Origin of the sequence: Porphyromonas sp. COT-290 OH860, from assembly GCF_000768935.1 — a bacterium.
Classification (GTDB): domain Bacteria; phylum Bacteroidota; class Bacteroidia; order Bacteroidales; family Porphyromonadaceae; genus Porphyromonas.
The window spans coordinates 104,649-130,313 of sequence record NZ_JRAR01000001.1 but is presented as its reverse complement, the minus strand read 5'-3'; the positions used below and the strand labels follow the sequence as shown (position 1 = coordinate 130,313).

General features: G+C 51.8%; 20 protein-coding genes and 1 tRNA gene. 7 read left to right on the top strand and 14 right to left on the bottom strand.

Going from position 1 to position 25,665, the window contains the following annotated elements:
* The first annotated feature begins 536 nt into the window (after positions 1-536).
* Positions 537-2,684, top strand: coding sequence for a peptidylprolyl isomerase (locus HQ41_RS00525; protein ID WP_044186411.1), 2,148 nt, complete (start codon positions 537-539; stop codon positions 2,682-2,684).
* Between the two features lie 78 nt (positions 2,685-2,762).
* Positions 2,763-3,818, top strand: a complete 1,056-nt coding sequence (rlmN, locus tag HQ41_RS00520; RefSeq protein ID WP_235316868.1) for a 23S rRNA (adenine(2503)-C(2))-methyltransferase RlmN — start codon at positions 2,763-2,765, stop codon at positions 3,816-3,818.
* A gap of 111 nt (positions 3,819-3,929) precedes the next feature.
* Here rlmN and HQ41_RS00515 read toward each other — a convergent pair whose 3' ends face one another.
* The 5 genes from HQ41_RS00515 to tig form a co-directional block, all read right to left on the bottom strand.
* Positions 3,930-4,406: a Dps family protein gene (locus HQ41_RS00515; protein ID WP_044186410.1), complete on the bottom strand. Its 477-nt coding sequence runs from the start codon at positions 4,404-4,406 to the stop codon at positions 3,930-3,932.
* A gap of 224 nt (positions 4,407-4,630) precedes the next feature.
* Positions 4,631-5,914, bottom strand: a complete 1,284-nt coding sequence (gene eno / locus HQ41_RS00510; protein WP_044186409.1) for a phosphopyruvate hydratase — start codon at positions 5,912-5,914, stop codon at positions 4,631-4,633.
* 368 nt (positions 5,915-6,282) lie between these two features.
* Complete coding sequence (locus tag HQ41_RS00505) at positions 6,283-7,242, bottom strand: NAD(P)-dependent oxidoreductase (protein WP_044186408.1); 960 nt, start codon at positions 7,240-7,242, stop codon at positions 6,283-6,285.
* A 629-nt stretch (positions 7,243-7,871) separates the two neighbouring features.
* Positions 7,872-10,043 (bottom strand): S9 family peptidase, encoded by a 2,172-nt coding sequence (locus tag HQ41_RS00500; protein ID WP_044186406.1) that lies wholly within the window; start codon positions 10,041-10,043, stop codon positions 7,872-7,874.
* A 132-nt stretch (positions 10,044-10,175) separates the two neighbouring features.
* Entirely contained in the window at positions 10,176-11,540 is a 1,365-nt protein-coding gene (tig, locus tag HQ41_RS00495) for a trigger factor (RefSeq protein ID WP_044186404.1), read from the bottom strand.
* Positions 11,541-11,559: 19 nt separating this feature from the next.
* Between tig and HQ41_RS09685 the strand changes: the two genes are divergently transcribed.
* Positions 11,560-11,706, top strand: a complete 147-nt coding sequence (locus tag HQ41_RS09685) for a hypothetical protein (RefSeq protein WP_161780564.1) — start codon at positions 11,560-11,562, stop codon at positions 11,704-11,706.
* Here HQ41_RS09685 and HQ41_RS00490 read toward each other — a convergent pair.
* The 9 genes from HQ41_RS00490 to cysS form a co-directional block, all read right to left on the bottom strand.
* A complete protein-coding gene (locus HQ41_RS00490; RefSeq protein WP_044186403.1) occupies positions 11,677-12,816 on the bottom strand; it encodes a hypothetical protein in 1,140 nt (379 codons plus the stop codon). The two genes, HQ41_RS09685 and HQ41_RS00490, sit on opposite strands and share 30 nt — an antisense overlap.
* A gap of 139 nt (positions 12,817-12,955) precedes the next feature.
* Positions 12,956-13,030 (bottom strand) — tRNA-Val (locus tag HQ41_RS00485).
* A gap of 151 nt (positions 13,031-13,181) precedes the next feature.
* Positions 13,182-13,868 carry a GNA1162 family protein gene (locus tag HQ41_RS00480; RefSeq protein WP_044186401.1) on the bottom strand — a complete coding sequence of 229 codons (687 nt, stop codon included), beginning with the start codon at positions 13,866-13,868 and terminating at the stop codon, positions 13,182-13,184.
* 2 nt (positions 13,869-13,870) lie between these two features.
* A complete protein-coding gene (locus HQ41_RS00475; protein ID WP_235316867.1) occupies positions 13,871-14,236 on the bottom strand; it encodes a DUF4810 domain-containing protein in 366 nt (121 codons plus the stop codon).
* 139 nt (positions 14,237-14,375) lie between these two features.
* Positions 14,376-14,738, bottom strand: a complete 363-nt coding sequence (locus HQ41_RS00470) for a hypothetical protein (RefSeq protein WP_044186399.1) — start codon at positions 14,736-14,738, stop codon at positions 14,376-14,378.
* A gap of 10 nt (positions 14,739-14,748) precedes the next feature.
* A complete protein-coding gene (locus HQ41_RS00465) occupies positions 14,749-15,690 on the bottom strand; it encodes a CsgG/HfaB family protein (RefSeq protein WP_044186398.1) in 942 nt (313 codons plus the stop codon).
* A 36-nt stretch (positions 15,691-15,726) separates the two neighbouring features.
* The gene (locus HQ41_RS09190; RefSeq protein ID WP_052405192.1) at positions 15,727-16,440 is read right to left on the bottom strand and encodes a hypothetical protein; all 714 of its coding nucleotides are present in this window, start codon (positions 16,438-16,440) and stop codon (positions 15,727-15,729) included.
* An 83-nt stretch (positions 16,441-16,523) separates the two neighbouring features.
* Positions 16,524-17,471, bottom strand: coding sequence for a glycosyltransferase (locus HQ41_RS00455; RefSeq protein ID WP_044186396.1), 948 nt, complete (start codon positions 17,469-17,471; stop codon positions 16,524-16,526).
* A 15-nt stretch (positions 17,472-17,486) separates the two neighbouring features.
* Entirely contained in the window at positions 17,487-18,962 is a 1,476-nt protein-coding gene (cysS, locus tag HQ41_RS00450; protein ID WP_044186395.1) for a cysteine--tRNA ligase, read from the bottom strand.
* A 1,000-nt stretch (positions 18,963-19,962) separates the two neighbouring features.
* Here cysS and HQ41_RS09185 point away from each other — a divergent pair.
* The 4 genes from HQ41_RS09185 to cobA are packed head-to-tail and all read left to right on the top strand — an operon-like array spanning position 19,963 to position 25,660.
* Positions 19,963-22,023: an ATP-binding cassette domain-containing protein gene (locus HQ41_RS09185; protein ID WP_052405191.1), complete on the top strand. Its 2,061-nt coding sequence runs from the start codon at positions 19,963-19,965 to the stop codon at positions 22,021-22,023.
* A complete protein-coding gene (hemA, locus tag HQ41_RS00440; protein ID WP_081964696.1) occupies positions 22,001-23,251 on the top strand; it encodes a glutamyl-tRNA reductase in 1,251 nt (416 codons plus the stop codon). The genes HQ41_RS09185 and hemA overlap by 23 nt, the downstream gene beginning before the upstream one ends.
* Entirely contained in the window at positions 23,248-24,147 is a 900-nt protein-coding gene (hemC, locus tag HQ41_RS00435) for a hydroxymethylbilane synthase (protein ID WP_044186393.1), read from the top strand. Before hemA ends, hemC begins: the two co-directional genes overlap by 4 nt.
* A complete protein-coding gene (gene cobA / locus HQ41_RS00430; RefSeq protein ID WP_044186391.1) occupies positions 24,140-25,660 on the top strand; it encodes a uroporphyrinogen-III C-methyltransferase in 1,521 nt (506 codons plus the stop codon). The genes hemC and cobA overlap by 8 nt, the downstream gene beginning before the upstream one ends.
* Positions 25,661-25,665: the final 5 nt, after the last annotated feature.

Here is a 25,665-nt window from a genome sequence, read left to right as displayed (position 1 = left end):
ATGTCAATACAGTTAATTACATATTAAAGATAGTAATAATCAGAGATATATACAATGTTTCTAACCGAAAACAGGCAAAATGCCGTGCAACGGTCTCATAAAATATCTAAGCAACCCCTTTGCATACCTTAACACAAAAGTAGACAAACGAGCCTTGTTTCAGATGAGCCCGAGGCACACGAAACATACTAGCCGAGGGGCAATTGGTTTTAGCTTGCAGCAATGCCACGGGCAATATCGCCACACCAAGCAGTACATATTGAAAGGGATTATGCTCATTTCTCATCTAGCTTAGGGTATCGAGGGCGGGAGAGATCGAGATTTTACCCCTTAACTCCCCGCATTCACCCCATGATCAACAACCATGATTGCGGCACACTCGTCTTATTTGCGCATAAGATTGGGATAAGATCTAGCAGAAATAGAGCGACACATCAACATTTTAGCGACAATTATAAGCCTATATCACTTACTGTTTGTATCTTTGCGACGCAATTATTATAGCTAATAACAAAACAAACTATATAGTATCTCAAATGGCAGTATTAGAGAAGATCAGAAACAATGCTGGCCTCTTGGTCGGAGGGATTGGTGTTGCGCTTGCAGCATTCCTCCTCGGTGACGGTATGCGCTCATGCACGCCGTGGCTACAAAAGACCCAACAGGTGGCCTTGTCTATTGACGGACAGGAAGTATCAATCATGGACTACGATGCTCGTCTGCAGATGATGCAGGAGCAGATGGAGGCACGCTCACAGCAACGCCTGAGCGACGAACAGAGGCTGATGATCAACAATCAGCTCTCGCAGGAGTACATCACCGACTATGCTATCACTAAGCTAGCCGAGGAGCTTGGCCTCAAGGTAACCAACGACGAGCTCTACGCTCTCTTGAGCGGTCAAGGCGTCAGCACTTCTCCTATCGCACGTCAGTTCTTCTCCCAGTTCGGCATCAACCCCGAGGACAAGAAGTCTGTCGATGATCTCATCATGCAGATGAGCGACAAGAACCTAGGCAACCTACCAGCCGAGCATCAGGCTCGCCTACGTGCTCAGTTGCAGGGTGTACACCGCTCTATCGTCAATAGCCGTCTGCAAGAGAAATTCTCTGCACTGCTTAGCCGCAGCTACAAGATTACCAAACTCGACGAGGAGATCGCCCAAGGCTCCGGTAGCCGCACAGTAGCTCTCGTGCGCACCACCGCAGGTATGATCTCGGACAGCACACAGCGTGCTACCGATGCAGAGATCAAGAAGTACTACGAGGAGCACAAGAACTTCTTCCGCATGCCTTACCCCAACGCCGAGGTAAGCTACATCAGCATGCAGGTACTCCCCTCAGCCGATGACTATGCAGCCGCCGAAGCCGATATGCAGAAGGCCTACACCGAGCTACGCGAGTCTGCTACGCTCACGCAGGTTGAGGAAGCTATCCGCAACTACAACGAGAAATTCTCTAGCAAGGTGTACCTCACCGCTGCCGAACTTGACCAGATGGGTCTAGGCACAGATGATGCAACCTTCATCAAGACGTCGGAGATTGGCGCTGTCAATCAGCCACGTCTAGTGAGCGACCGCTACAACCTCGTTAAGCTCATCGACAAGAAGACCAGCGCAGAGTCTATCGGGGTACGTATCCTCACGCTCGATAGCGCAGGGATGGCCAAGAGCGACAGCCTATTGGCACTGCTCAACTCTGGCGCAGACTTCGCTGAGCTAGCCAAGAAGCACAGCTCAGACCCAAGGACTGCAGCCGACGGCGGTCTGCTCATGGTGCCCAACCAGTATGGTATGACGGACAGCACCTTCACAGAGTTTACGCTAGCTCAGTTCTCTCTCGACACACTCTACAAGGCTCCTTTCGGCTCAGTGATCACGCTTGAGCGCCCCGGCATGAACAAGATGTTCGTCAAGGCCGTGAATGTGAAGCCAGCTGTAGAGAAGTATCAGGTAGCCACTATATCTATCCCTGCTCTATTCTCGGATAAGACCTACAACGAACGCTACGCTGCGCTGAATAAGATCCTCGGCGAAGGTGGCACATTCGACCAAATGGCAGAGAAGGCCGAGAAGGAAGGCTTCGAAATATCTCGCGCCATGGCCGTATCTACCCAGTCGCCTCAGCTAGGAGCTATCCCAAGCTCTCGCCCCGTAATCACTTGGGCGATGAATGCCAAGGACGGTGAGATCGCAGACAAGGTGTACCGCTGTGGCTCCGACTACCTCGTAGTAGCCGCTCTAGATAAGCACTTGCCTGCTGGTTTCGCTCCCCTATCCCTAGTACGCGAGCAGATTGCTGCTCGTGTAGAGATGGAGAAGCGCACCGAAGCGCTTGCCAAGTCGCTCGAGTCCAAGGCACTCGCCTCACTCGATGCTTACGCTACCGAGCTCAATACGCAGGTAGATACGCTCGTGGGGGTTAGCTACGTGGTGCGTGGCTCCGAGGGTGCAGCCTTCAACGGTAAGACGATGACGACTGCGCTCAATATGGTGTCTAAGCCATTCGTAGCAGGCAGCGAGGTAATGGTCGTTCAGCCATTGAGCCAGCAGCCAGCAGATGCCACAGCAGCTCAGGCACAGAGCCGTCAGCAGGAGGCAGACCTAGGCCGCCAGTTCAGCTATCGTGCCTTCTCACAGCTCTTGCAGAGCCTCAAGGTAGAGGACAACAGAGCTCGCTTCTACTAGGGCATACGAAACCCTACACAACCAACAACCCGAGCCGACTGCCAAACATTAGGCAGGTGGCTCGGGTTGCTTGTACAAATGATTTATAACTCAATGACGGACAATAATACAAGCAAACAAACCCTGCTGGGCATGTCGCTCGAGGAGCTAACCTCTGCGCTCACCGCACTCGGAATGCCCCGCTTCACAGGCAAACAAGTGGCGGACTGGCTCTACAAAAAGCGGGCAACAAGCATCGAAGAGATGACGAATATCTCCAAGGCCAATCGTGAGCTAATGGCCGAGCACTTCGTCGTAGGGCGTAGCGCCCCCGTGACTTCGCAGCTCTCGGTAGACGGCACTCGCAAGTATCTTTTCAAGGTCGCTACCGGAGGTCTGGTAGAGTCGGTCTTCATTCCAGACGGAGATCGGGCGACACTCTGTATCTCCTCGCAGGTCGGCTGTAAGATGAATTGCCTCTTCTGCATGACGGGCAAGCAAGGCTTCCGTGGACATCTCCCCGTGAGAGAGATTATCAACCAAGTACTCTCAGTCGAGGAGTCGGAGCAACTCACCAATATCGTCTATATGGGTATGGGCGAGCCGCTAGACAACGTGGAGCAAGTGATGAAGTCAATACGAGTGATGACGCAAGACTGGGGACTGGCTTGGAGCCCCAAGCGACTAACCCTATCGACTGTGGGCGTACGCAAGGGACTAGAGCGCTTCCTTCGTGAGACGACGTGCCATCTAGCCGTTAGCTTGCATAACCCATTCCACGAGGGCCGACTAGAGATTATGCCAGCCGAGCAGGGCATGACGCTAAGCGAAACGCTCGATCTGATTCGTCAGTACGACTTTTCTGGCCAGAGGCGTGTATCATTTGAGTACATCGTCTTCGACGATCGCAATGATAGTCCCAAGCATGCTGCCGAGCTGGCACGCATTCTCAGAGGTATTCCCTGTCGCATCAACCTAATCCCCTTCCACCAAATCCCGAACGTCCCCCTACGCCCTACGACACGTGAGCGCATGGAGGCCTTCAAGACTCAGCTAGAGCGTGCGGGCTATGTAACGACGATCCGCACTTCTCGAGGCGAAGACATCTCGGCGGCCTGCGGTATGCTATCGACGAAAGAACAGATGGGCCTGTAATAGCCCCCCGTAGACGACGGCTATTGCAGCCGACTAGACACAAAAAAACTTCGCCCCGTAATCTCAAATGGATCACGGGGCGAAGTGCTTATATATAGTCGTTTGTTTTGATTAGCCTAGGTAAGCAGCAAACATCCAAGCGCTCTTCTCTTGCTCAGAGAGGAAGTCACCAAGGAGGGCAACCGTTACCTCGTCGCCTGCTTCGCTAGCAGCCTCTAGGACTTCACGCTCTAGAGCGATGAGGGTCTTATAGTTGTCTACAATCTCTGGGAGGATCTCTTCTTGCTTAGACAGCAGAGTCGTTTCCTTGATCTTGCTCTGGCCTACGAGTACGCTGAAGCGATTCTCGGGCTGCACGTCCAGCTGGAGCAGACGCTCTGCTAGCTCGTCTACCTTCTCGGCTACATCGTCGTACATCTTCTCGAACTGCTCGTGCAGAACGAAGAACTGTGGACCACGAACGTGCCAGTGATAGCCACGCAGATTGGTGTAATATACTTGGAATGTAGCAAGCAGCGTTTCCAGACCCTTAACTACTGGGGCGAGCTTGGCAGCATCTAGCCCTGTGATTGACAATACCTTGTTCATAATACTTCTTTGTTTAGTTTGTTTTGTTTCTTTGATGATGCAAAGGTAGCACCTCCCCTACTGGCAACCAACAGACAGATATAATACCTAAATCAGCTCCATCTATAATTGCCCTACGCCTCGTGGTGTACCTCCAAAGCTCAACTCCCAAGAGCCCAACCTCGTGTAGAGGCAGCCTCTTGGGAGTCTTTTCAAGTCACTGTGTTATGTGCCCGAGGGGCGATCTACTTCACACGCTTGATGCCGTACTGAGCTAGTGCGCCAAGTTCCTCCTCGATACGGAGTAGCTGGTTATACTTAGCCATACGGTCTGTGCGTGAGAGTGAGCCAGTCTTGATCTGGCCAGAGTTTGTAGCTACGGCGATGTCTGCAATCGTAGCATCTTCAGTTTCGCCTGAGCGGTGAGATGTTACGCTCGTGAAGCCATGACGGTGAGCCATCTCGATAGCATCAAGTGTTTCGGTGAGTGTACCGATCTGATTAACCTTGATGAGGATTGAGTTAGCGCAGTCCTCGGCGATACCACGGCGTAGGTACTCTACGTTGGTTACGAACAGGTCGTCACCCACGAGCTGGATCTTGCTACCGATCTTAGCTGTAAGCTTCTTCCAACCTTCCCAGTCGTTTTCACCCATACCGTCTTCGATAGAGTCAATTGGGTACTTCTCTACGAGAGAGGCGAGGAACTCAACCTGCTCGTCGATCGTGCGCTTAGCACCGTTAGGACCCTCGAACTTGCTGTAGTCGTAGATACCATCCTTGAAGAACTCGCTAGAAGCGCAGTCCATAGCAATCGTAATGTCTGAACCAGCCTTGTAGCCAGCCTTCTCGATAGCAGCGAGGATAGTCTCTAGAGCTTCGTCTGTACCGCCAGCGAAGTTGGGAGCGAAACCACCTTCGTCACCTACTGCCGTGCTGTAACCCTTACCCTTGAGAATGCTCTTGAGGGCGTGGAATACCTCGGCACCCATACGGAGTGCTTCACGGAAACTGGTAGCACCTACGGGACGGATCATAAACTCTTGGAATGCGATAGGAGCATCTGAGTGAGAACCACCGTTGATGATGTTCATCATAGGTACAGGTAGCACGTAAGTGTTGGTGCCACCGATGTAGCGATACAGAGGCATATCGAGGTAAGCAGCAGCAGCCTTAGCCACAGCGAGAGATACACCGAGGATAGCGTTGGCACCTAGTCTGCTCTTAGTCTTAGTACCGTCTAGCTCAAGCATCTTCATGTCGATAGCACGCTGCTCTAGAGTGCTCATACCATAGAGAGCAGGGGCAATCTCGTTGTTGATGTTTTCTACAGCCTTGAGTACGCCCTTACCTAGGTAGCGACCCTTATCTCCGTCACGAAGCTCAAGCGCCTCATTTTCACCAGTCGAAGCACCGCTTGGTACAGCGGCACGACCGATGATACCACAAGCTAGATGTACATCTACCTCTACGGTAGGGTTACCGCGAGAGTCGAGGATTTCTCGACCTACAATCTTTACAATATGCATATTAGTCTTGAATAATGGATGAATATTCTCGTTAAGTTATCCGCCCACAAAGATACTAAATAAATATAAAAATACCCAATCCAAAGAACGATATATTTTATTGTTTTCAAATGAGCTACCAACACATAGATCTATCGACCATGGGGCAGACGTGATAGGGATAGCATGATACTGCGAAGAGTGTCTTAGAGGATAGTTAATTTTGGACTCTCCTCCTCCAAGACACTCCAAAGTATCCAAAGCACAAGGCACTGAAAACAGGACAAAGCAGAGTGTGCCAACCTATAGAGTCGAGGCCAGCAGCGAAGGACACCTGAAAAGCCTCATCAAAGCCACTCCTCGATCACAATATGATGACGCCCCCAAGGCTAAACAATGCGGCTGATATTAGGTGAGCCGTCGAGGAAGCCGAGCACATTGTCCACCAGCTCATCGACCATCGACCGCCATGCCTCATAGGTCTTGGTGCCGACGTGTGGGGTCATCACGACTTGTGGTAGCTCAAGTAGTCCGGGGCGAGGAACATCTTTGTCCTCAAAGACATCTAGCCCGGCAGTAGCCAAATGCCCCGATTTGAGGGCAGCAATCAGAGCATCCTCGTCCACAATAGAACCCCGAGCCGTATTAATCAGTATGCTCCCTTGCTTCATCAGCGCCAGCTCACGCTCGCCAATCTGATGATGCGAGGCTAGAGTGTAGGGTGTATGTAGCGAAACAATATCGCTCTCACGGAGCAAATCCTCTAGAGGTCGGTACTCAATCTGCTGGGCTGCCTCTAGCTCTGGAGCGAGCCTAGTGCGCTTATAGTAGAGCACCCGAAGGCCAAACGCCAAGCAACGCTTCGCCACAGCAGCTCCGATATTGCCATAGCCGACGATCCCGATAGTCTTACCATAGAGGTTGGTGCCTAGCATCTCAAGCCTAGGGAGGCGCAGCTTACCACCAACCTCTCGAATGCGGCGGTCTAGCTCTGCAGTCCGCCTAGTACAGCTCAATAGGAGTGCCATGGCTAGCTCTGCGGTAGGTGCCACAACCGAACGAGGCGTGTTGGTTACAGCGATGCCGTGTACCCGAGCATAGTCTATATCTATGTTATTGTATCCGACGGCATAGTTCGCCACGAGCTTGAGCTTCTTACCTCGTGCCATCAGCTCTCCGGTCACTGCATGAGTGATTGTCGAGCAGAGTATATCACAATCCTCGATGAGCTCCATCAGCTCTTCCGTTCTAAGATCCTTATTGGTTTGCGGACGAATAACTGTATGCTGAGCGCATAGGCGTTCAAACCCTTCGTCTACGGTATTAAATCCGACTAATATCTTCGCCATACAATCTTGTTATTAAGGTGAAACAATTTAAGGCAAAGTTATTTATATTTCCCCTGCCCCAAACTCCCTCTCTCTACGAGGCGAAATGCCCTCCCCTTGTCGAAAACAAAAATTTGCAACTCTGACTACACTTTGGCATATTTACGGGCAATCGTATCCGCCCTAGGGCTAGAAGTGGCAGACCTCGTATTTGCCTCCTAGCAGGCTCTAGGCTGCGTCCTCTCTTGCTTGGGCTCCCTCCCTTAGCTAGACATAAATAACCACTCTAAACGCAATAATCATAAAACACTAATAAACAAAAGAATAACCATAAAAATAGAGCAATTAAATAGAGTCGTAGTACATTTCTTGGCATTTCTCCCCATCAATCTCTAGAAATTAGTGGGCACATCGGGGGGCATTAGCCCACCAATCCAAATCATTCTTCCCATCAATTTTGCTTACCAGCCCAAGCGGTCTTTACAAACCGGCCATGAATTTCACCAAAGCCTTCAGAAATATCCCAACACTTCTTAACACTAAAGTAGACAAACGAAGCACTCAGATGAGCCGATTAGACCGAAAAAGGGCTGCGCCAAATAAATTTAGCGCAGCCCTTTTTCGGCTAATTCTAGAACCTCGAGGCTCAACTAAAGATGCTCGATGACGTAGCGAGCCATCTTGCCATAGATATGCTGAGAAGTTTTGCCTCCTCTGATGCCATGATCTTTGTCCGTATAGATAGCCATATCGAAGGGGATCCCAGCCTCTACGAGGCGAGTGGTCAGATCCATCGTATTCTGCACGTGCACATTGTCGTCCGCACTGCCGTGTATGATCAGGAGCTTGCCTTGTAGCTTATCGGCCACCTCTAGAACGCTGCTCTTGCGGTAGCCATCGGGGTTTTCTTGCGGTGTACGCATAAATCGCTCCGTGTAGATCGTATCGTAGTACTTCCAGTCGGTTACTGGTGCTACGGCAATGCCGAGCTTAAACGTACCTTTGCCATGGCAGAGGCTCATCAGCGTATTATATCCGCCGAAGCTCCAGCCCCAAATACCTATACGCTTAGCATCTACGTATGGGAGCTTACCTAGAGCCTTAGCGGCTGCTATCTGGTCGGCACTCTCCTGCACACCGAGCTTGAGGTACGTCCCCTTGCGCCAAGCCTCGCCTCTTGCTCCCGTGCCTCGCCCGTCTGCACAAACTACGATGTAGCCTTGGCTGGCCAAATAGTACTCCCAGCCGAAGCGGTAGTCGTCTAGCACAAGCTGCGAATTAGGCCCGCTGTACTGAATCATCAGTACGGGGTACTTTTTGTTAGCATCGAAGTTGTGAGGTTTGAGCATCCACGCATTGAGCTCTACGCCATCGGCTAGGCTAATGTTCGTTAGTTCTTTCTGTGCAAAGCTATACTTGGAGAGGTTTTTGCGCAGGGCTGCATTGTCCTCTAGGGTACGTAGGCTCTTGTTGTCCCTGCTGCGGTAGACCTCGGTCACCGTAGGAGAGGCGAGCGAGGCGTAGCTATTGATGAAGTAGTCGAAGCTAGTAGAGAAGATCGCCTTGTTCGTACCTCTACCTGCCCCTAGACGAGTACGCTTCCCCTTGGCATCGACCCGATAGATCGCTCTCTGGCTTGGGTGCTCGTCGGCTGCTTGGTAATAGGCATTGCCCTGTTCATCTAGCCCGTAGAAGGCAGTAACGTCCCATTGACCTGAGGTAAGCGGACGAATAACCTGCCCATTGTCGCCAAAGAGGTAGAGGTGCGCATAGCCACTTCGCTCACTCGTATAAGCAAAACCTTGGGGGACAAACTCCAACGTTTGTATGTTTTCGCTATCGACATAGCTCTCACTTCGCTCATCGAAAACGAGCTTAGGGATCATAGTCTTGTAGTTGACGTAGAACATCTTGAAGTGATTTTGACGGCGATTGAGCGTCATCACGGCCAGATTACCGCCACGCCCCACGAAGTCGATGCGAGGAATGTAGTAACTGTCCTCCTCCTTGAGCGGAATGTGCTTGAGCTTGCGATCGGCGACGTCGTAGAGATGTACGCTTACCCTAGAGTTCGGCTCGCCTGCCTTGGGGTATTTGTAGGTATAGTCGGTAGGATAGAGATTGCCATGGTACATAGGCATTCGGTATTCTGGCACGGCACTCTCGTCGGTGCGGACGAAAGCCAAGGAAGCGCCGTCCTCGCTCCAGCTCATGAGCTTTGTGACACTAAACTCTTCCTCGTACACCCAGTCCGTCACACCATTCATCACATAATTGCGCTTGGCATCTGTCGTGACACGTACCTCGGTATCGTAGTCGAACTTCTTAATGAAAATATCGCCCTCACGCACGAAAGCAACCATGCGTCCGTCGGGGCTAAAGGTGGGGATCATCACCTTGCCTTGGGTTTCGCTCAGTGGCTGCACACGATTGCGTCGTACGTCGTAGTGATAGACGACACTCTTGGTCGAACGACGGTAGATGTGCTCACGCTCCGTGTGCAAGAGTATGTGGTGACCGCTAGGGGCAATCTGATAATCGTCGAAACGCTTAAACTCACAATCCCTAGCCTTCGCTGTGCTGAAGAGTGTATCTACGAGTGCTCCAGTGGCGAAGTTGTAGCGCAGTATCGCCGATCCGTCTTGAGAAACAAGCGTATAGTGCTGCCCATCGGTCGTAGAGCGCATACCATAGCCTGCACCTCTAGCCGAGAACTTACCCGTGAAGATCTCGTCGATAGTGGGCGATTTGTGCCCATTCTGCGCTGCGAGAGAAAGCACAAGCGTGCTCATCGCAAGCATTAGCTTAATTGGTCTGATCATAATAGTTCGTTTACGTATAGATAATTACCTTGCAAACATACAAAAAACATCAAGCCTACCCTCAAAGCAAACGGGGCTGTGCCGAAAAGATCTTCGACACAGCCCCGTTATGTGAGCTATTATTGTAGCCGATTAGGCCTCTGGATTGATCAGCTTACCGAACTCCTCTGGGCTAACGCTCTTCTCCTCGAGCGTTACCATACCCTTAACGATAGCAGCGAACTTGTTGTCTAGCACACGTGCGCTCAGATTACGAGCAGTGTCTTCCTTCTCAAGTAGGCTCTTGGCATAGTTGTGTAGCACTTCGTCGGGTACAGAGCTCATACCATACTGGGCGAACTGGCTCTTGGCAACAATCGTAGCGAAGGCTAGAACTTCCTCACGACTAACCGTTACTTCCTTCTCAGCTAGAATGCCGTCCTTAACGATCTGGTAAGTTAGCCCCTCGAGCTGCGCTGGGAGTTCCTTCTCGATCTCCTCTTCGCTTAGCTTCTCGTTGCTGATCTTGAGCCAACGCTTGAGCAAAGCCTCAGGGTACTCTATCTTGCCAGCCTTCTTGATAATTAGGTCGCGTACGTCCTGCAGTAACTTATAGTCGCTCTCTGGGTCGAACTGCTCACGGAATCCTTCGCGGATCTTAGCCTTGAGTGTTTCTTCGTCCTTCACATCACCCTCTTCGCCGAATGCCTTCACGTAGAACTCTTCGTTGAGCTCTGCTGGTACGTGACGCTGGATAGAAGAGATCTCGAATGAGAACTCCACGCCCTTGTAGGCCTCTACCTGATCCTTGTCGATCTTGAGGAAAGAAGCAAGCTCGTACTGATTGCCTTCGTAGGCCGCATAAGGCTCGAATGTAACAACCGTATTTTTAGTCTTACCAATGAAAGCAGCCTTCGCAGACTCTTCCTTGACATAGTCTGGCATAATGAGAGCTTCCTCCACGAGGATACCTCCATCCTTGGCAGTACCATTCTCTAGCTGTACAAGTCTACCACGTACGATGTCGCGAGCTTCTACGCTCTCGGCCTCCTGCTGAGTGCCCTGCATATTGAGCATCTGCTGGATGTGTGCAGACACCATCTCGTCTGTAGCCTCAATATGGTAGTATGGCAGATGGTCGTCCTTACCGAGCTTAACGTCGATATTTGGCGTGAGAGCTAGGTCGAAAACGAACTCAAAGTCTTCGCCCTTCTCTAGATCTTGCTCTGGAGCCGTTTCGCTTGGCATAGGCTCTCCAAGCACACGGAGCTTGTGCTCGTTGATATAGTCGTAGAGCTTGCGACCAACGAACTTGTTGATTTCCTCAACCTTTGCACCTAGCCCAAACTTCTTTTGAATCATGCCCATAGGCGCGTGCCCCTTGCGGAAGCCGGGGATGTCGGCACGCTGACGATATGTTTTGAGTGCCTTCTCTACCTCTGCTTGATAGTCTGCTTTCGTTACCGCGATTGTCACTACTGCAGCGACGTCGCTGGTATGCTTAATGGATACAGCCATTCTTTTTCTGTTGATTATTATGATTGAATTATTTTCCAAACAGCTCTACTGTACGCATCTACTCTACAGAGAGTACGGGTACAATATGAGGCGCAAATATACGGCAAATCTACCACTTCCCCAAAACGATAAGAGCCTAGAAGTAGTAGCCGAGATTGATGTATAGGTAGCTTTGCCAAGGCTGGTTGGGCAATCCTCGGACGAAGCCCTCGGCATTGCCTAAGCCCATATCGGGATGATTACGGGCAAGCGCCCAATCGACATAAGTCTGGATTGGCCCCGTAGTAATGAGGCAACCTAAGATATTCTGATAGGTATTATGTGCGCCATCTAGGCGCTTATGCATCATACTGAAGTCATTGTAGAGATACAGTTCGCTCAGCCAAGGGAGCCTAAAAGGGATGCGATAGCCTAGACCAGCCGAATAGGTATCGCCTTCGGAGGCAATGGGGTGAGTTGCCCCGAAGGCCGTCATGGTCACATAGTCGGTCGATAGGCCTTGCTTAGGCCTCGAATACATACCATATCTACTATACTGAGCCTTGAAGCTAAGCGCTCCATAGTCTAGCGTATAGTGTAGGGCGGTAGCATAGCGCGAACCCATAGCCTGAGTATCTATATTGTACAGCCCACCGACCATACTCGATAGCCCGATCTGATGCTGCCAAGTATTCCCCCACTGGCGATGCAGGTAGAGATTGAGCTGATTGACCTCTCTATTGCGTCCTGCCACATCGAAGCCAAACCTAGAGGGCGAGGCCTCCTCGCCACCAAACCAATCGGCATTTTTGTAGAAAGCCACACTAGCCTCCCAGCCACGATAATTGTAGACATAACGAAGCCCCATATCGGATTCGTCCTCTAGACCGAGCAGATAGTTGAGGTTGAATAAGAAGCTACTGGAGGCGCAAGGCATCACACCGAAAGGCACGGGTACTAGACCTAGCTGCACCTGATGACGCTCGTTGGGCGTATAGCTCATATATCCATACTTGAGCATACCGCCTCCCGAGGCTGTGGCATAGAAACGATAGTCCGCCGTTAGGCTAAAGTTGCCATAGCTCGCCTCGGGGTTAAGGCGAAAGACATCATAGACGAGCAATCCACCCTCTCGCTTGTGGTCCTCCGACCAAGCGGCATACTTATATCCAAAGCGAAGTGCTCCACCCAATCGGAGCTTAACGTTATCTGCTTCTTGAGCCAACAAAGAGACCGTGCCCAGTAGTACAAGTAGTACAACAGTGATAAACCCAACCCTATCTCTTCCTAAAATCATATATCAGAAATGCTTGTAACGCAAATATACGAACTAATGCCCGATGTCAGGCGCCCGATAGAGGCCGAATGCTCGTCTACCGCTGAGGGAACAATGAAAAAGTCGCAAGCTGAATAAATCAACTTGCGACTATAATTTGTGGGCCCAATAGGATTCGAACCTATGACCCTCTGCTTGTAAGGCAGATGCTCTAAACCAGCTGAGCTATAGGCCCCGTTGTCTTTAAGACACTGCAAAGGTAATACTATTTTCCAAATCTCCAAACAACTACCGCTTTTTTTTGCAAAATTCTTAGCGAGTCTATGCAGCGATTTAGCCTTGAGTTACCCGACGAGCCTATAGGTTAAAGCAAATGTTAGTTGCCCCTAGCGGATTACAACCTTCTCTAATCTATTGACTTGTGCGGACATATTACCGTCTTTGCCGTATTCGGGAGAGAACTTGCCTAGAGGTAGATCTGCCACAGCGTATGCACTGGCCTTGCGCGCCCCAACTATCTTCTCGGTGGCAGCCGTAATTACAGCGTTTGCGATCATCCCCAAAAGTCCGCCATCGGACACTACTGCACAATCTACTGTAGCTACGATATGACGCTCAAACATAACCTCCTCTGTACGCGTAGACTTCAAGATAAACTGAACCTCTACGTCGATTGTATTCAAGAGAACGGATTTCTCCCATTGCTTGACAATCGTGAATAGGGCTGCATCGGCATTGAAGACCTGTACAAATGGTTTGAGCGAACGGTCGATAAACATCTCCGCATCGGCTGCACTCTCACTCTGCAGGAGCTCCATAGCCAGATAGGGTGAGAAAATGTAGTAGCCGCGTTCGGAGAGAGGTTTCATCAGTGAAGTGTAGAAGTAATCTTTGGCCTCAACGTGATTGGTCTCATTGATTGGAGGCATAATGAGGATTGAGGCAGGTTTCTCGCTATAAACCTTGGGGAATAGCTTGGCGCGCGTAGATGAGAGCGTACCACAGCTTACTAGGACGAAAGCACTCACCAGAGTGAGGCAGAGGCGGAGCAGAAGTTTGTTGGTTATAGACATAGTTATTTATTTTTTAGCTGCTCAATAATGCGGTTAATAAACACGGTACTCTCGGGATAAAGCTCTACCTCCTTGGCGAGCATCTGTAGGCCTAGCTCTTTTTGTCCAGTCTTGACCAGCAGATAGCCATACTCGGCACAGATGCCTGGAGGTGGGGTTTTGCGCGAGGCTACCTGTCTATCGATCATCTTCTTGTAGGTTTCTACGACATCGGAGAGTCGCTCGGGGCTTTGGCTCTGTGTATAGGCATAGGTAACCTGTTCGTAGTTGTACCAAGAGTAGAGATTAGAGCTCGTACTACAGCTCGATAAGCCTAGTATAATGATCAAAATGGCCGAGGGCATTAGTGTGCGCATAGGTTGCTTCATATAGAAAAAGTTTAATGTGATATTCAATGATAATGGTGTGCCATAGTAGGCTAATAGCCGTCTGTACCCATAGTGAAGCTGCGGACAAAATGAATTGACACACAGCTCCCTTGGGGTATAGATTATTTAGTATGTATAGCTAGGGTAGTACGATCGTCTTGGCGTTGCGCGTAGAGACGAAGATATGCTGGTTATAGAGAACTTTACCTGCACTATCGAAGACCACAATGCGGTGTTTGCCAGGCTTGAGGACAATGCGCCTGCCTGTGCGAGCTGCCTTGTCGTCGCGTACCACCTTCACGGGGATAGACTCTTCTGCATCAATTTGCACATAGACCGTCTCGTTGATATAGGTGCGATTGGCCGAGAGTACGACATAGGCTTCGTCGCTCAGACCACCACTGATCGAGGCGGTAGAGCCACAAGATCCAAGTGTAAGCATCATAGATAAAGCCACCAATAGGCCTAGGGCTAGATATCTGAGATTTATCTTCTGTTTCATAGCTCTGCTCTTAAAGTTGTTGGATGTAGTAATGCTCATATTGCGTGGGGTCAATCTGCCCATCCACAACAGTTACAATAGAGAACTCAGTCTCGGTAGTCTCTCCCATCGTGGCTTCTACCTTGATTGTCGCAATCTGCTTGCCTGGTAGCTCAAACTCGACACCTGTCTGCGGGTTCTTGACCTTTTTGCCTCGGGCGAAAACCCCAAATATATCCCCCTGGCGCAACCCCTGAGACACTCCACCAGCGATGATGACACCCTCGTCATCCACACTGAGCAGATAGGTGCGCCAAGGCTTGTCCGTACACTTGTTGATGATATTCTCTACGAGCATATCGATCGCTCCAGAGATGGCCTTATCGCTGAGCGTGGCGTCGTAGCCAGCCTTGCCGCCAAAGCCTAGAGTACTCTTCGAGGTAGTCTCGGCCGAGCCTTTACCCTCCTCCGAGTAGATAATAAGCCCCGTGGCGACATCTACGATGCGGATGCTCACACCTGCCTCTACGATCTGGCTCTTCTCGGTGGTAAAGAGTCCCTCCTTGCCTGTCGTCTTACGTCCAAACTCTGTAATAGACCCCAAGATCAGATAGTCGGCCCCGATCTTCTGTGTCGTAGAGGCTTGCGTCTTGAGTTCGGCCTCGATTTTGTCTAGATCTCCACGCTCTAGGAGGATAAACTTACCCGAGCTACTGAGCTTAGTCGAGAGGATGTCGAGAGCTTGCTTGGCCATTGGGTCGTTTTCGCGCTCGTAAAAGATCCCTTTGCCATACTGCGTCTCATTGGAGAAGCGACCGATGGCGACCTTCCACTTGAGTACTTGTGTCGGCTGTGGTGTAGCCTTGTGTTCTGTTTCGTGCTCGATGCGTTGCGGGTTTTGTGCCACTACTATCCCAGAGGCTACCAAGATGCCTAGTAGTCCTAGCGCATACGCTCTAATATTTGCTTTCATATAAATCTAATAATTACGTGTGTACCACTTACTCCTCTAGCGTAGGCGGAAGCCAAACCCAAAGCTGATAGTCCAGTCGTAGAAGCCATTGACCTGATTGAGGCCTAGGCCTGTATAGAAGTCCACGGTGCGTCCCAAGTGGCGACGGTACTGTCCTCCAAGTTCCCAAGAGAAGAGGGTGCGACCCACCCAGTTTCCTTCTAGCTGATAGCGTGCAAAGCCAATAAGAGGCTTCAGCTCGAAGCGATCGTATTTACTCGTGGGCAGAGACAGAAGTCCACCGACCATCATAGAGGCTAGGGATATATCCTCATCGTAGCGCTGCCCGTAGAATGTCTGATCTTCTAGATCATAGACCCGTGCTCCTATCTTGGCCGCTATGCCGACATTGGGCGTCAGGAGAAAGCCAAAATCAATAGGGCTAATATAGCCCCCGATGCTCCTCATACCTCCACTATAAGCCATACCAGCAGAGAAGCCAATATATCCACGCTTCTCAGTATAGCCACTAGAGGCTTTGCGATTGAGTGGAGCATCCTTGACGATACGCTCCACCTCGCTGGAGTTGTACACAAATATGCTCCCATCGGCAGTAAGGATTTTGACCTGCTTGCCCTGCACAACCTCCAGTACTGTACCTCGGATAACCGAGCCGTTTTTGAGGTAGACAACCTCATTGCCCGACTTCTGTGCATAGACACTCGCCCCCACTAGGAGCAAGCTCAGAGTAACTAATACTCTAAAGTTCATACTAATCGAATTTTGAATTTATACCTGAGTATATAACGCGATCTACAAAGGCCGTTTACAGCTCCCCGAAACCTCTAGGGACTCTACCCTACCCAGTGCTTGTCTACCCACGCGCGGATGAAGCCCGAGCCGTAGCCCCAGAGCTGTACGAAGCTAGCAGGGACTGCTCGCACTGCCACGTCCCAGCGCCCAGAGCGCTGCTTGGCATCGACAAGGAGCAAGAGTGCATAGAGCAAGAGTGGCGCGCAGCCTACTACCGAGAGCAGGCAGAGGGCAGAGATCATCGTAAAGAGGGCAGGCAAGTAATGTACAAGCCTCGTACTACCCGGATGCCGTGCCTCTAGAGCGATGCGTGCCATGCCCGAGTGATGCACCTGCATGAAGAACTTACTGAGGTCTACACGACGCTTGTGATAGACAAAAGCATCGGGGAATAAGCGCACCGAAGCGCCAGCCTCAATCAATCGCAAGCTAAAGTCGATATCCTCGCCGTAGCGCATATCCTCGGCGAAACCTCCCAAACGGAGAAAGAGTTCTCGGCGACAGCCCATATTGAAGGTGCGAGGCTTGAACTGCTCCATAGCATCGGCACTACCGCCACGTATGCCACCTGTGGTGAGCCATGAGGTCATGGCATAGTTTACCGCCTGCTGCATCGGTGTGAAGTCAGGTGAAGCGGCGTCTGGCCCGCCGAAAGCATCGGCACGGGTACCATAGATACCTCTCTGCACGGCTTCTAGATAGCCAGAGGGGAGTACCACATCGGAGTCCAAAATGAGAAGATACTCGCCGCTAGCACATTCTGCCCCTCTATTGCGTGCAACGCTAGGGCCAGAGTTGGGAATGCGCAGATATTGCACTGCGGGGAGAAGCGAACGAAAGCGCTCCACCTCCCGCTCGCAGCTGAGCGTAGAGCCGTCCTCCACGATGATGACCTCATAGTCGAGCATCAACTGACGCGTGAGGCTATGTAGTAGCTCACGCACTTCGTCGGGGCGGTTGTAGACGGGGACAATGATTGAGAGGAGCATTATTCTTAGGTTGAGTTATTTAAGTTGCCACTCGGCACCGTCCTTCGTATCCTTGATTACGAAGCCTAGAGCTGTGAGTTCATCTCGAATGCGGTCGCTGGTTGCCCAGTCCTTGTTGCTCTTGGCGGTTGCTCTGAGCTGTAGCAGTAGGTCTACCGCACCGCTGAAAGCCGTCTGCGAGGCCGAGTCTGTCTGTCGCTCGTCTACCAGCCCGAGCAGATCGAAGAGGAAGAGGCGGAAGGTAGCCCTGAGCTCCTCTAGGTCTTCGGCCGTGATGCTCGCCAGACCGCTATGGATGCTATTGATCGCACGGCTCGCCTCGAATAGCTCGGCGATAACCATGGGGCTATTGAGGTCGTCGTTGAGCGCCTCGTAGCAACGCTCTCTAAGCCCTGCCACCGATACGGTCGTCTGCCCCGAGGCCTTGAGCCCATCAAGCAGAGCTGCAGCATCAAGTAGGCGAGCGAGCCCCTTCTCGGCAGCTTGTAGAGCATCATTGCCGAAGTCTACGGTGCTGCGGTAATGCGCTCCAAGGATGAAGAAGCGAATCGTCATCGGGCTATAGGCCTGCTGCAAGTGCTGATGCTCCCCAGTGAAGAACTCATCTAGAGTGATGAAGTTGCCTGCACTCTTGCTCATCTTCTTGCCCTCGATGGTGATCATATTGTTGTGCATCCAGTAGCGCACCATCGCCTGCCCCTGCTGCGAGGCAACCGCTTGAGCGATTTCACACTCATGATGCGGGAAGACGAGGTCCATACCTCCACCGTGGATATCAAACGTTTCGCCGAGATACTTGCGCCCCATAGCCGTACACTCGCAGTGCCAGCCGGGGAAGCCCATACCCCATGGGCTAGGCCAGCGCATGATGTGCTCGGGTTGGGCATTCTTCCACAGTGCGAAGTCTAGGGGGAAGCGCTTCTCGCCTTGGCCATCGAGCTCGCGTGTATTGTGGAGCATATCCTCGATGTTGCGCCCACTGAGCTTGCCATAGCCATAGACCTCGTCGAACTTGCGCACGTCAAAGTACACCGACCCTGCACTCTCGTAGGCGAAGCCTGCCTCTAGGATCTGCTTCGTCAGCTCAATCTGCTCGATGATATGCCCCGATGCCATAGGCTCGATGCTGGGCGGCAGGACGTTGAGACGCTCCATAGCCTTGTGGTAGCGAGTCATGTAGTACTGCACAACCTCCATCGGCTCTAGCTGCTCTAGGCGAGCTTTCTTGGCGATCTTGTCCTCGCCCTCGTCGGCATCATGCTCAAGGTGACCAACGTCGGTGATGTTGCGCACATAGCGCACCTTGTAGCCGAGGTGCTGCAGGTAGCGAAAGAGCAGATCGAAAGTAATCGCAGGGCGTGCATGCCCTAGATGTCCATCGCCGTAAACTGTGGGTCCACAGACATAGAGCCCAACGTGTGGGGCTTGGCTGGGGACAAACTGCTCCTTGCTACGCGTGAGCGTATTATATATATGTAGTGGATGATTCATAACCTAAGTATCCTAATATAATTGAGTATTTATGCAAAGTTACGGAAAACGAATAGAGGAGCGCCAATCCCACAACATTTTTTGGATACAAGGCCGAAGGTACAGCCCTTCCTATCCCTCACTCCCTTTACATAATATAACACTTATATAGCATCAATGAGCAGATTGGCTAGGACCAAGGGGAGGAAGTGACATCCTCCGTATTTGCCCTCTGGGAGGCTCTAGGTTGCGTCCAACCTTCTTTAGGCTCCCTATCCCCAGCTTAACAAAACAGACCCTCCAAAGGCCGAAAACACATCACGCTAATAACCAGTACTATAAAATCTATCTAGAAGCAAACTTAGGCCCTTATGGCATATTTCTTGCTGTTTCTTCCCATCAATCCTCTTGGATTAGTGGACATACCTCTAGAAATTGGTCCACCAATCCCAATCAACCTTCCCATCAATCCTCCTCAAGCACCTCAACACTCTTTACGAACCACTGGCATATTCCCTCAATTTCCTCAAGAACACATTAACACTTCTGAACACAAACACAGAAGAATGAAGCCTAAAATCAAGTAACCTAGATGTAGCGATAGCACACAGGGCATCACAAGCATCAGGCAAAATACGCCCACAAAGACATCAAACGCCCAAGGCAAGCATGGTGCTATCTCGAAGCTTCTTATTGAGCATTGGCAATGGTGTACGTAATTACAACAACGTCACATGGGACCCAAATAACAGTGGGCCTGAGGCATAGCGCAGGATCCAGACGTCACGCACGATTGGCGAACTCACTTTCGATCTAAGCCTCAACTTCGACTTCTACCTCGACTCTCGCCTAATCCACTCTGCAGATACCCCCACAGCTCTAGGCGCAGATAACACCCCTCAAAGCTGAGATACTAGAGGCTTTGAGGAGTATTGCGACACGGGAAGACAGGAGGATAGGTGCTAGAAATTGAGTAATTTTGGGGCATCATAGCCCAAAACGGATTCTAAAAATCAGCAAAATGCCTCAAGCTATCCCTGCCAAGACCGCCACGCTACTGCGCCCGAGCTTACTTGTCCCTTGTGGAGCTTTGGTATTCGCCCTCGTTGTGCCTTGGGTATGGCTCTTGCTCCCCGTGGCAATGTCGCTCTATGGTGCAGCTCTAGGCGTAGAGCCCTACTCCAAGAAACGTTTAGTCATACGGATAAGCATCGTTTGGCTATTCATCTTGTTGGGCACTATCCCCCTACTAATCGAGCGTGCGAGTGCGGAATCGCTCTACACACTTTGGGGCTGGGGCATCAGCCGAGGGAGTATCGACCTATTTGCTCTAGTTAGCATTAGGGCAATCACGGCCTTTGGGGCGATGACCCTACTCACACAGCTCAATCCGATCTATCAGCTCACATCGGATCTTAGGATAGCAGGAGTGCCAACTCTATTTGTTGAGTTGCTGGAGCTCAGCTACCGATATATATACGTATTAGAAGATACGGCGAAGCAAATTGCGTTGGCTCAAGTAAGCCGGCTCGGCTATCTCGGGGGCTATCGTTCTCGGTTGGAACATCTATCCATACTCCTATCGCGGACTTTTGTCCTAGCACACAGCCAAGCCGAGCAGATCTATGACGGCTTACTCTCTCGTGGTTTTGACGATGAAGGAGCCTCAGAGCCTACCACCCCAGCGGACAGTTCTCCAGACATCAGCTTAGCCCTTAGAGGGCTGAGCCACTGCTATCGCCCAGAGCACTATGCCCTCAGAGGAATTAGTTTAGAGATCAAGCATGGCGAGCGCATTGCCCTACTCGGAGCGAATGGTGCTGGCAAATCGACACTCATGCGCATCGCTAGCGGACTGCTCAGATGCGAGGAGGGGCAGATTGAGCTATCAGGACAGGTCATAGAGGTCAATCATAGAGGGCTGAAGCAGCTTCGCCAAAGCGTTGCGCTGGTGCTACAGAATGCCAACCATCAGCTCTTTTGCCCGTCTGTACAAGACGAGATCGCTTTCGGGCTCAAAAACATCGGCTTGCAGGGCGAGCAGCTCGCCACACAGGTTGAGAGCATCATCGACTGCTACAACCTGCACGAGCTTCGTCATCAGCCTCCGCACAAGCTCAGTGAGGGGCAAAAAAAATGGGTAAGTCTGGCAGCCGTACTGGCTACAGACCCCGACATTATACTCCTTGATGAGCCAACGGCCTCCCTAGACCGATATTATACGCATCGGGTTATGGAGCTCCTTGATCGGCTCAATCGCTCGGGCAAGACGATCTTGCTCTCCACTCACGATATGAATTTGGCATACCAATGGGCAAGCCGCATCCTCGTGATGAGCTCTGGAGAGCTTATTGCCGACGGCTCGGCAGACGAAGTTTTCGCTGACGATGCTCTACTCGCTCGTGCCAACCTTGATAGGCCTCTCTTGATGTATGACAAACTAGCTGGGCAGAGAAGGTCGGCTGGGGGATATACCGATGCCGACTATTCGCTTGCTCTCTTTCACCCTGCCAGAGGGAAACAGGTATTGGTAGTCGGTGGCGGTCGGGGAGCTAAGCGCAAAGTGCAGACCCTCCTAGCACATGGGGCACACTGTACGGTGCTCGCCCCAGAGCTAGATGCAGAACTTGCCCAGCTACTACCCACTCATGGCATCGAGTGGAGGCAGGGGCACTATAACTCGCAGGTAGCACTCGAGCCCTACTGGCTCGTCATTGCTGCCACAGGGCAGGAGGCACTAGATAGAGAGATCGCCACACGAGCCGCTAGCATAGGGCTACTGACCAGCACACTGAGCGAGAGCACGCGCGGAAACATTCAGTTCGCCGCACAGCACTCGGGGCAGGGACTAGACCTTGCGATCCACACGCACTATCGTCTTCCCGAGGTAGCTCAGTGCATTCGTGACGAGATTAGCCAGAGCCTTAGGCTAGGAGAGGAGCAGCTTAGACGCCTCTCTGAGCTTAGGGCGAGCTACATCTCACAAACGGGGAAGGAGTCAGAGGCCGCAAGACAAGAATACGAACAGCTCAAAGCACAAATAATAGCACAGATAAGATATGATTGGGTTAATCGGGATTAACCACAAAACAGCGTCAATAGATGAACGGGCGGCTTTTGCCCTTAGTTCTAGCGAAGCAGTTATGCTCATAGAGGACTGGAAAGCCGCAGGCTATGTTGAGGGAGCAATCGTGCTCTCGACCTGCAATAGAGTAGAGATTTACTACGAGAGCCAGAGCAACTGCCCAGCTTCGGCCGATCGTCTAATAGAGTCTTTGCTTGACAACTTGGAGGTTAGCCCACGCTTGCACAGCAAGATGTTTAGCCTCAGGGGCGAGGCCATGGCACGACACCTCTTTCGCCTCGCTTCGGGGCTCGAGTCTATGGTCATCGGCGAAACGCAAATCCTAGGACAAGTCAAAGATGCCTTCCGTCTAGCGACCTCCGAGAACCTAAGTACGCCTCTGCTCTCTCGGCTCTTTCACCGAGCTTTCGAGGCAGCTAAGCGCATTCGCTCGCAGTATCTTATTTCGGCTACACCTCTCTCTGCCGGATCTGCTGCTGTAGACTTCGTCCTCTCACAAGCCAAACATATCCTTGATGCCCCTATACTCATCGTAGGTGCAGGGCAGATGGCCGAAACGATCGTAGCCCATCTCCTGCATCTTGGGGCTCGTCAAGTCGGCATCTACAACCGCACAAGGGATAGGGCCGAGAGGTTCCTTGAGCGTCACCCCGAGCTACGTATCCACTGCGAGGGAGATCTAGGCACTGCACTACTAGAGGCAGAGGCAATCTTCGTAGCCACCTCAGCCTCCAACCCGATTATCCTCCCCGAGCATCTCCATGGACGTAAAGCAGCGCAGTGGTTATTTGACCTAGCCGTACCACGCAATATCTCCGAGCAGGTCGGCACATTGCCTCTGACTCATCTATACACCATAGACGACCTGCGCACAGAAGAAATGCAAGAGCATACTGCAAAGCTCATCAGTGAGGCTGAGGTTATTTTGGAGGAAGTCCTAGCCGACTTCGTTCAGTGGACACAGGGATCTAAGCTACGTGAAGTGATTGCCCTAATTCAGCAGAGCTCCGATGCTATCCTCGAGCGTGAGTTCGCTAATCTACCCAACACACTGACCGAGAGCGAACGTACGCTCATCAGCCAATATGACCAACATCTGCGTACGACCTACGCAACCTCGATCATAGCCGCACTAAGAGAGATCGCAGAACCAACTGGGCAGACGAAGCATCTGGAGGCGATGAGGGCAGTATTCCAACACATATTAAACAAGGAAACAAGATGAAGAAAATAGTCATCGGGACACGTGGTAGCCGTCTGGCTCTGTATCAGACAGAGCTAGTGCGTTCGTCAATCAATGCGGTGGCTCCAGAACTGGAGGTTGAGGTACGCATCATCAAGACCAAGGGGGATAAATTCCTACAACTAGCCTTAGACGCCTCGGGGGATAAGGGGCTATTCACCCGAGAACTGGAACAAGAGCTCCTCTCTGGTGAGATAGATTTGGCTGTGCATAGCCTCAAGGATCTCCCCGTGGAGCTAGTCGCAGGCACGTGCCTCGGAGCAATCCTGCCTCGAGAGATCACAGCAGACGCCCTGCTCGGTGCATACACCCTAGCTACTCTCCCCGAGGGAGCAATCGTCGGCACCTCGAGCCGCCGCCGAGTAGAGCAGCTACGGCTTCATCGCCCTGATCTACAGTTTCGCCCAATTAGAGGGAATGTCGAAACACGTATCGCTAAGATGAAATCTGGCGAATATGATGCGATCGTCATGGCAGTGGCTGGTCTACGGCGCTTGGCTCTAGAGGGCGAGATCAGTCAGGTCATTGACGAGGAGATCATCGTACCAGCCCCCGGGCAGGCTGCGATCGCAGTACATCAGCGTGCCGATAGAGCCGATCTGTCAGAGCTACTACATAAGATTCACTGTCCTCGTACCGCACGGGAGGTTACACTGGAGAGGAATATCCTATCCCAACTAGGAGGCGGATGTGCCCTACCCCTCGGTGCTGTGTGCCACATCAACGGGGCAAAGTATCACTTGCGCACCTTCTATGCCTCGGCAGACAGTAGCCAATATCTAAGGCAAGCCCTTAGCTTCGATGAAAGCGAAGCTGAGCAACAGCTGGCACAAATCATCGAAGAACTGAAGCAACTTAATACGCCATGCCATGGGTAAAGTCTATTTAGTGGGTGCGGGCCCAGGAGATGCCGAGCTACTGACCCTGAAGGCTAGCAGATTGCTTGCCCAAGCCGAGGCCGTCGTCTACGATGCGCTCGTTGGTCCAGCCATCCTATCTCATCTGCCTAGCCATACGGAGCGCATCTATGTAGGCAAACGAGCGGGGCGGCATGCCATGACGCAGGAGGAAATCAACCAGACGCTTGTAGAGGTAGCCCAGCGATGCAAGGGAATCGTCGTACGGCTCAAGGGGGGCGATCCTTTTGTCTTCGGACGAGGGGGCGAGGAGATGCAAGCCCTTAGAGAGGCTGGCCTGAGCTACGAAATAGTACCCGGGGTAACCGCAGGCGTAGCAGCCCCTGCCTACTGTGGCATTCCCGTGACGCATCGGGGCGTGAGCCGATCGGTGTCACTCATTACCGCCTTCAGCAAAGAGGGCGGTGTGCCCGAGCTAGATTGGGAAGCCCTAGTACGCCTTGACGGCACTTTGGTTTTCTATATGAGTATGCGTGTCGTGCCTATCATTGCCGAGCGTCTAATAGCAAGCGGTCTAAGGGCAACCACAGAGGCTGCCATCATCAGCCGTGGCACTCTGCCCACCGAGCAGCTACACACCGCCCCGATCTCGAGCTTTGTGCAGGGCTATCTGGACTACGAGCACTACACCCCCGGGCTATTCGTCGTGGGCGACGTCGTCACTTTTGCCCAAGACTACGCTTGGCGCTCGAGTTATCCGCTGGCAGGCCAGCGCATACTCGTTACCCGTAGCCAAGCACAAGCCTCTCGTCTAGTGGAGATCTTGCAGGAGCGAGGAGCCGACACCACGCTCCTGCCCACGATAGAGATTACCCCGAGCCACGACTGGCTCAGCCCTGAGGCTCTTCGCAAACCAAACTCCAATACTTGCATCTTCTTCACCTCGACCAATGGCGTACGCTACTACATCGAGGGATTGCAGGCTCGCGGACAAGACATTCGCTTCTTTGGCGACTGCACAATCGCTGCCGTAGGCCCAGCCACAGCCAAAGAACTTGCTCGCTATGGCCTACAAGCCGATCTGATGCCTAGCTCCGACTACAGTGCCAGAGGACTTGTAGAGGCATGGAAGAACAGCCCTATGAGGCAGCAGATGACACACGCCATCTTGCCCACATCGCCCTTGGCCTCGGGAGAGCTAAGGGACGAGCTAGCAAGCCTAGGCCTACAAGTGAGCGAATACCACGTCTATGACAACCGCCCGATACCCTACACGAAAGACGAACTTCGGGAGTTGCTTGATGAAGGGTTGGATTGGATTACTTTCTGCTCCTCATCGGCCGTGCACAACTTCATGGCTCTGCTCAACCTACACGGCTTACAGGGCTATGCGACTAGAGTGCCTCTAGCAGCTATCGGTGAGGTGACCGCCCAGACAATACAGGCGTATGGATTGAGTGTAAGTGCCATGCCAGCCGAGGCGACCCTCACCGCTCTAGCAGATGCCCTAGAGGGCAAGGCAAGTAGACTATAGGACTT

Coding starts and splice junctions, on each gene's coding strand:
- HQ41_RS09190 (WP_052405192.1), bottom strand. CDS start 16,440: ATGAACTTTAGAGTATTAGTTACTCTGAGCTTGCTCCTAGTGGGGGCG.
- HQ41_RS00480 (WP_044186401.1), bottom strand. CDS start 13,868: ATGTCTATAACCAACAAACTTCTGCTCCGCCTCTGCCTCACTCTGGTG.
- HQ41_RS00465 (WP_044186398.1), bottom strand. CDS start 15,690: ATGAAAGCAAATATTAGAGCGTATGCGCTAGGACTACTAGGCATCTTG.
- HQ41_RS00470 (WP_044186399.1), bottom strand. CDS start 14,738: ATGAAACAGAAGATAAATCTCAGATATCTAGCCCTAGGCCTATTGGTG.
- HQ41_RS00500 (WP_044186406.1), bottom strand. CDS start 10,043: ATGATCAGACCAATTAAGCTAATGCTTGCGATGAGCACGCTTGTGCTT.
- HQ41_RS00455 (WP_044186396.1), bottom strand. CDS start 17,471: ATGCTCCTCTCAATCATTGTCCCCGTCTACAACCGCCCCGACGAAGTG.
- rlmN (WP_235316868.1), top strand. CDS start 2,763: ATGATTTATAACTCAATGACGGACAATAATACAAGCAAACAAACCCTG.
- HQ41_RS09185 (WP_052405191.1), top strand. CDS start 19,963: ATGCCTCAAGCTATCCCTGCCAAGACCGCCACGCTACTGCGCCCGAGC.
- cobA (WP_044186391.1), top strand. CDS start 24,140: ATGGGTAAAGTCTATTTAGTGGGTGCGGGCCCAGGAGATGCCGAGCTA.
- eno (WP_044186409.1), bottom strand. CDS start 5,914: ATGCATATTGTAAAGATTGTAGGTCGAGAAATCCTCGACTCTCGCGGT.
- HQ41_RS09685 (WP_161780564.1), top strand. CDS start 11,560: ATGATTGAATTATTTTCCAAACAGCTCTACTGTACGCATCTACTCTAC.
- hemC (WP_044186393.1), top strand. CDS start 23,248: ATGAAGAAAATAGTCATCGGGACACGTGGTAGCCGTCTGGCTCTGTAT.
- HQ41_RS00515 (WP_044186410.1), bottom strand. CDS start 4,406: ATGAACAAGGTATTGTCAATCACAGGGCTAGATGCTGCCAAGCTCGCC.
- HQ41_RS00475 (WP_235316867.1), bottom strand. CDS start 14,236: ATGAAGCAACCTATGCGCACACTAATGCCCTCGGCCATTTTGATCATT.
- hemA (WP_081964696.1), top strand. CDS start 22,001: ATGATTGGGTTAATCGGGATTAACCACAAAACAGCGTCAATAGATGAA.
- HQ41_RS00525 (WP_044186411.1), top strand. CDS start 537: ATGGCAGTATTAGAGAAGATCAGAAACAATGCTGGCCTCTTGGTCGGA.
- HQ41_RS00505 (WP_044186408.1), bottom strand. CDS start 7,242: ATGGCGAAGATATTAGTCGGATTTAATACCGTAGACGAAGGGTTTGAA.
- cysS (WP_044186395.1), bottom strand. CDS start 18,962: ATGAATCATCCACTACATATATATAATACGCTCACGCGTAGCAAGGAG.
- tig (WP_044186404.1), bottom strand. CDS start 11,540: ATGGCTGTATCCATTAAGCATACCAGCGACGTCGCTGCAGTAGTGACA.
- HQ41_RS00490 (WP_044186403.1), bottom strand. CDS start 12,816: ATGATTTTAGGAAGAGATAGGGTTGGGTTTATCACTGTTGTACTACTT.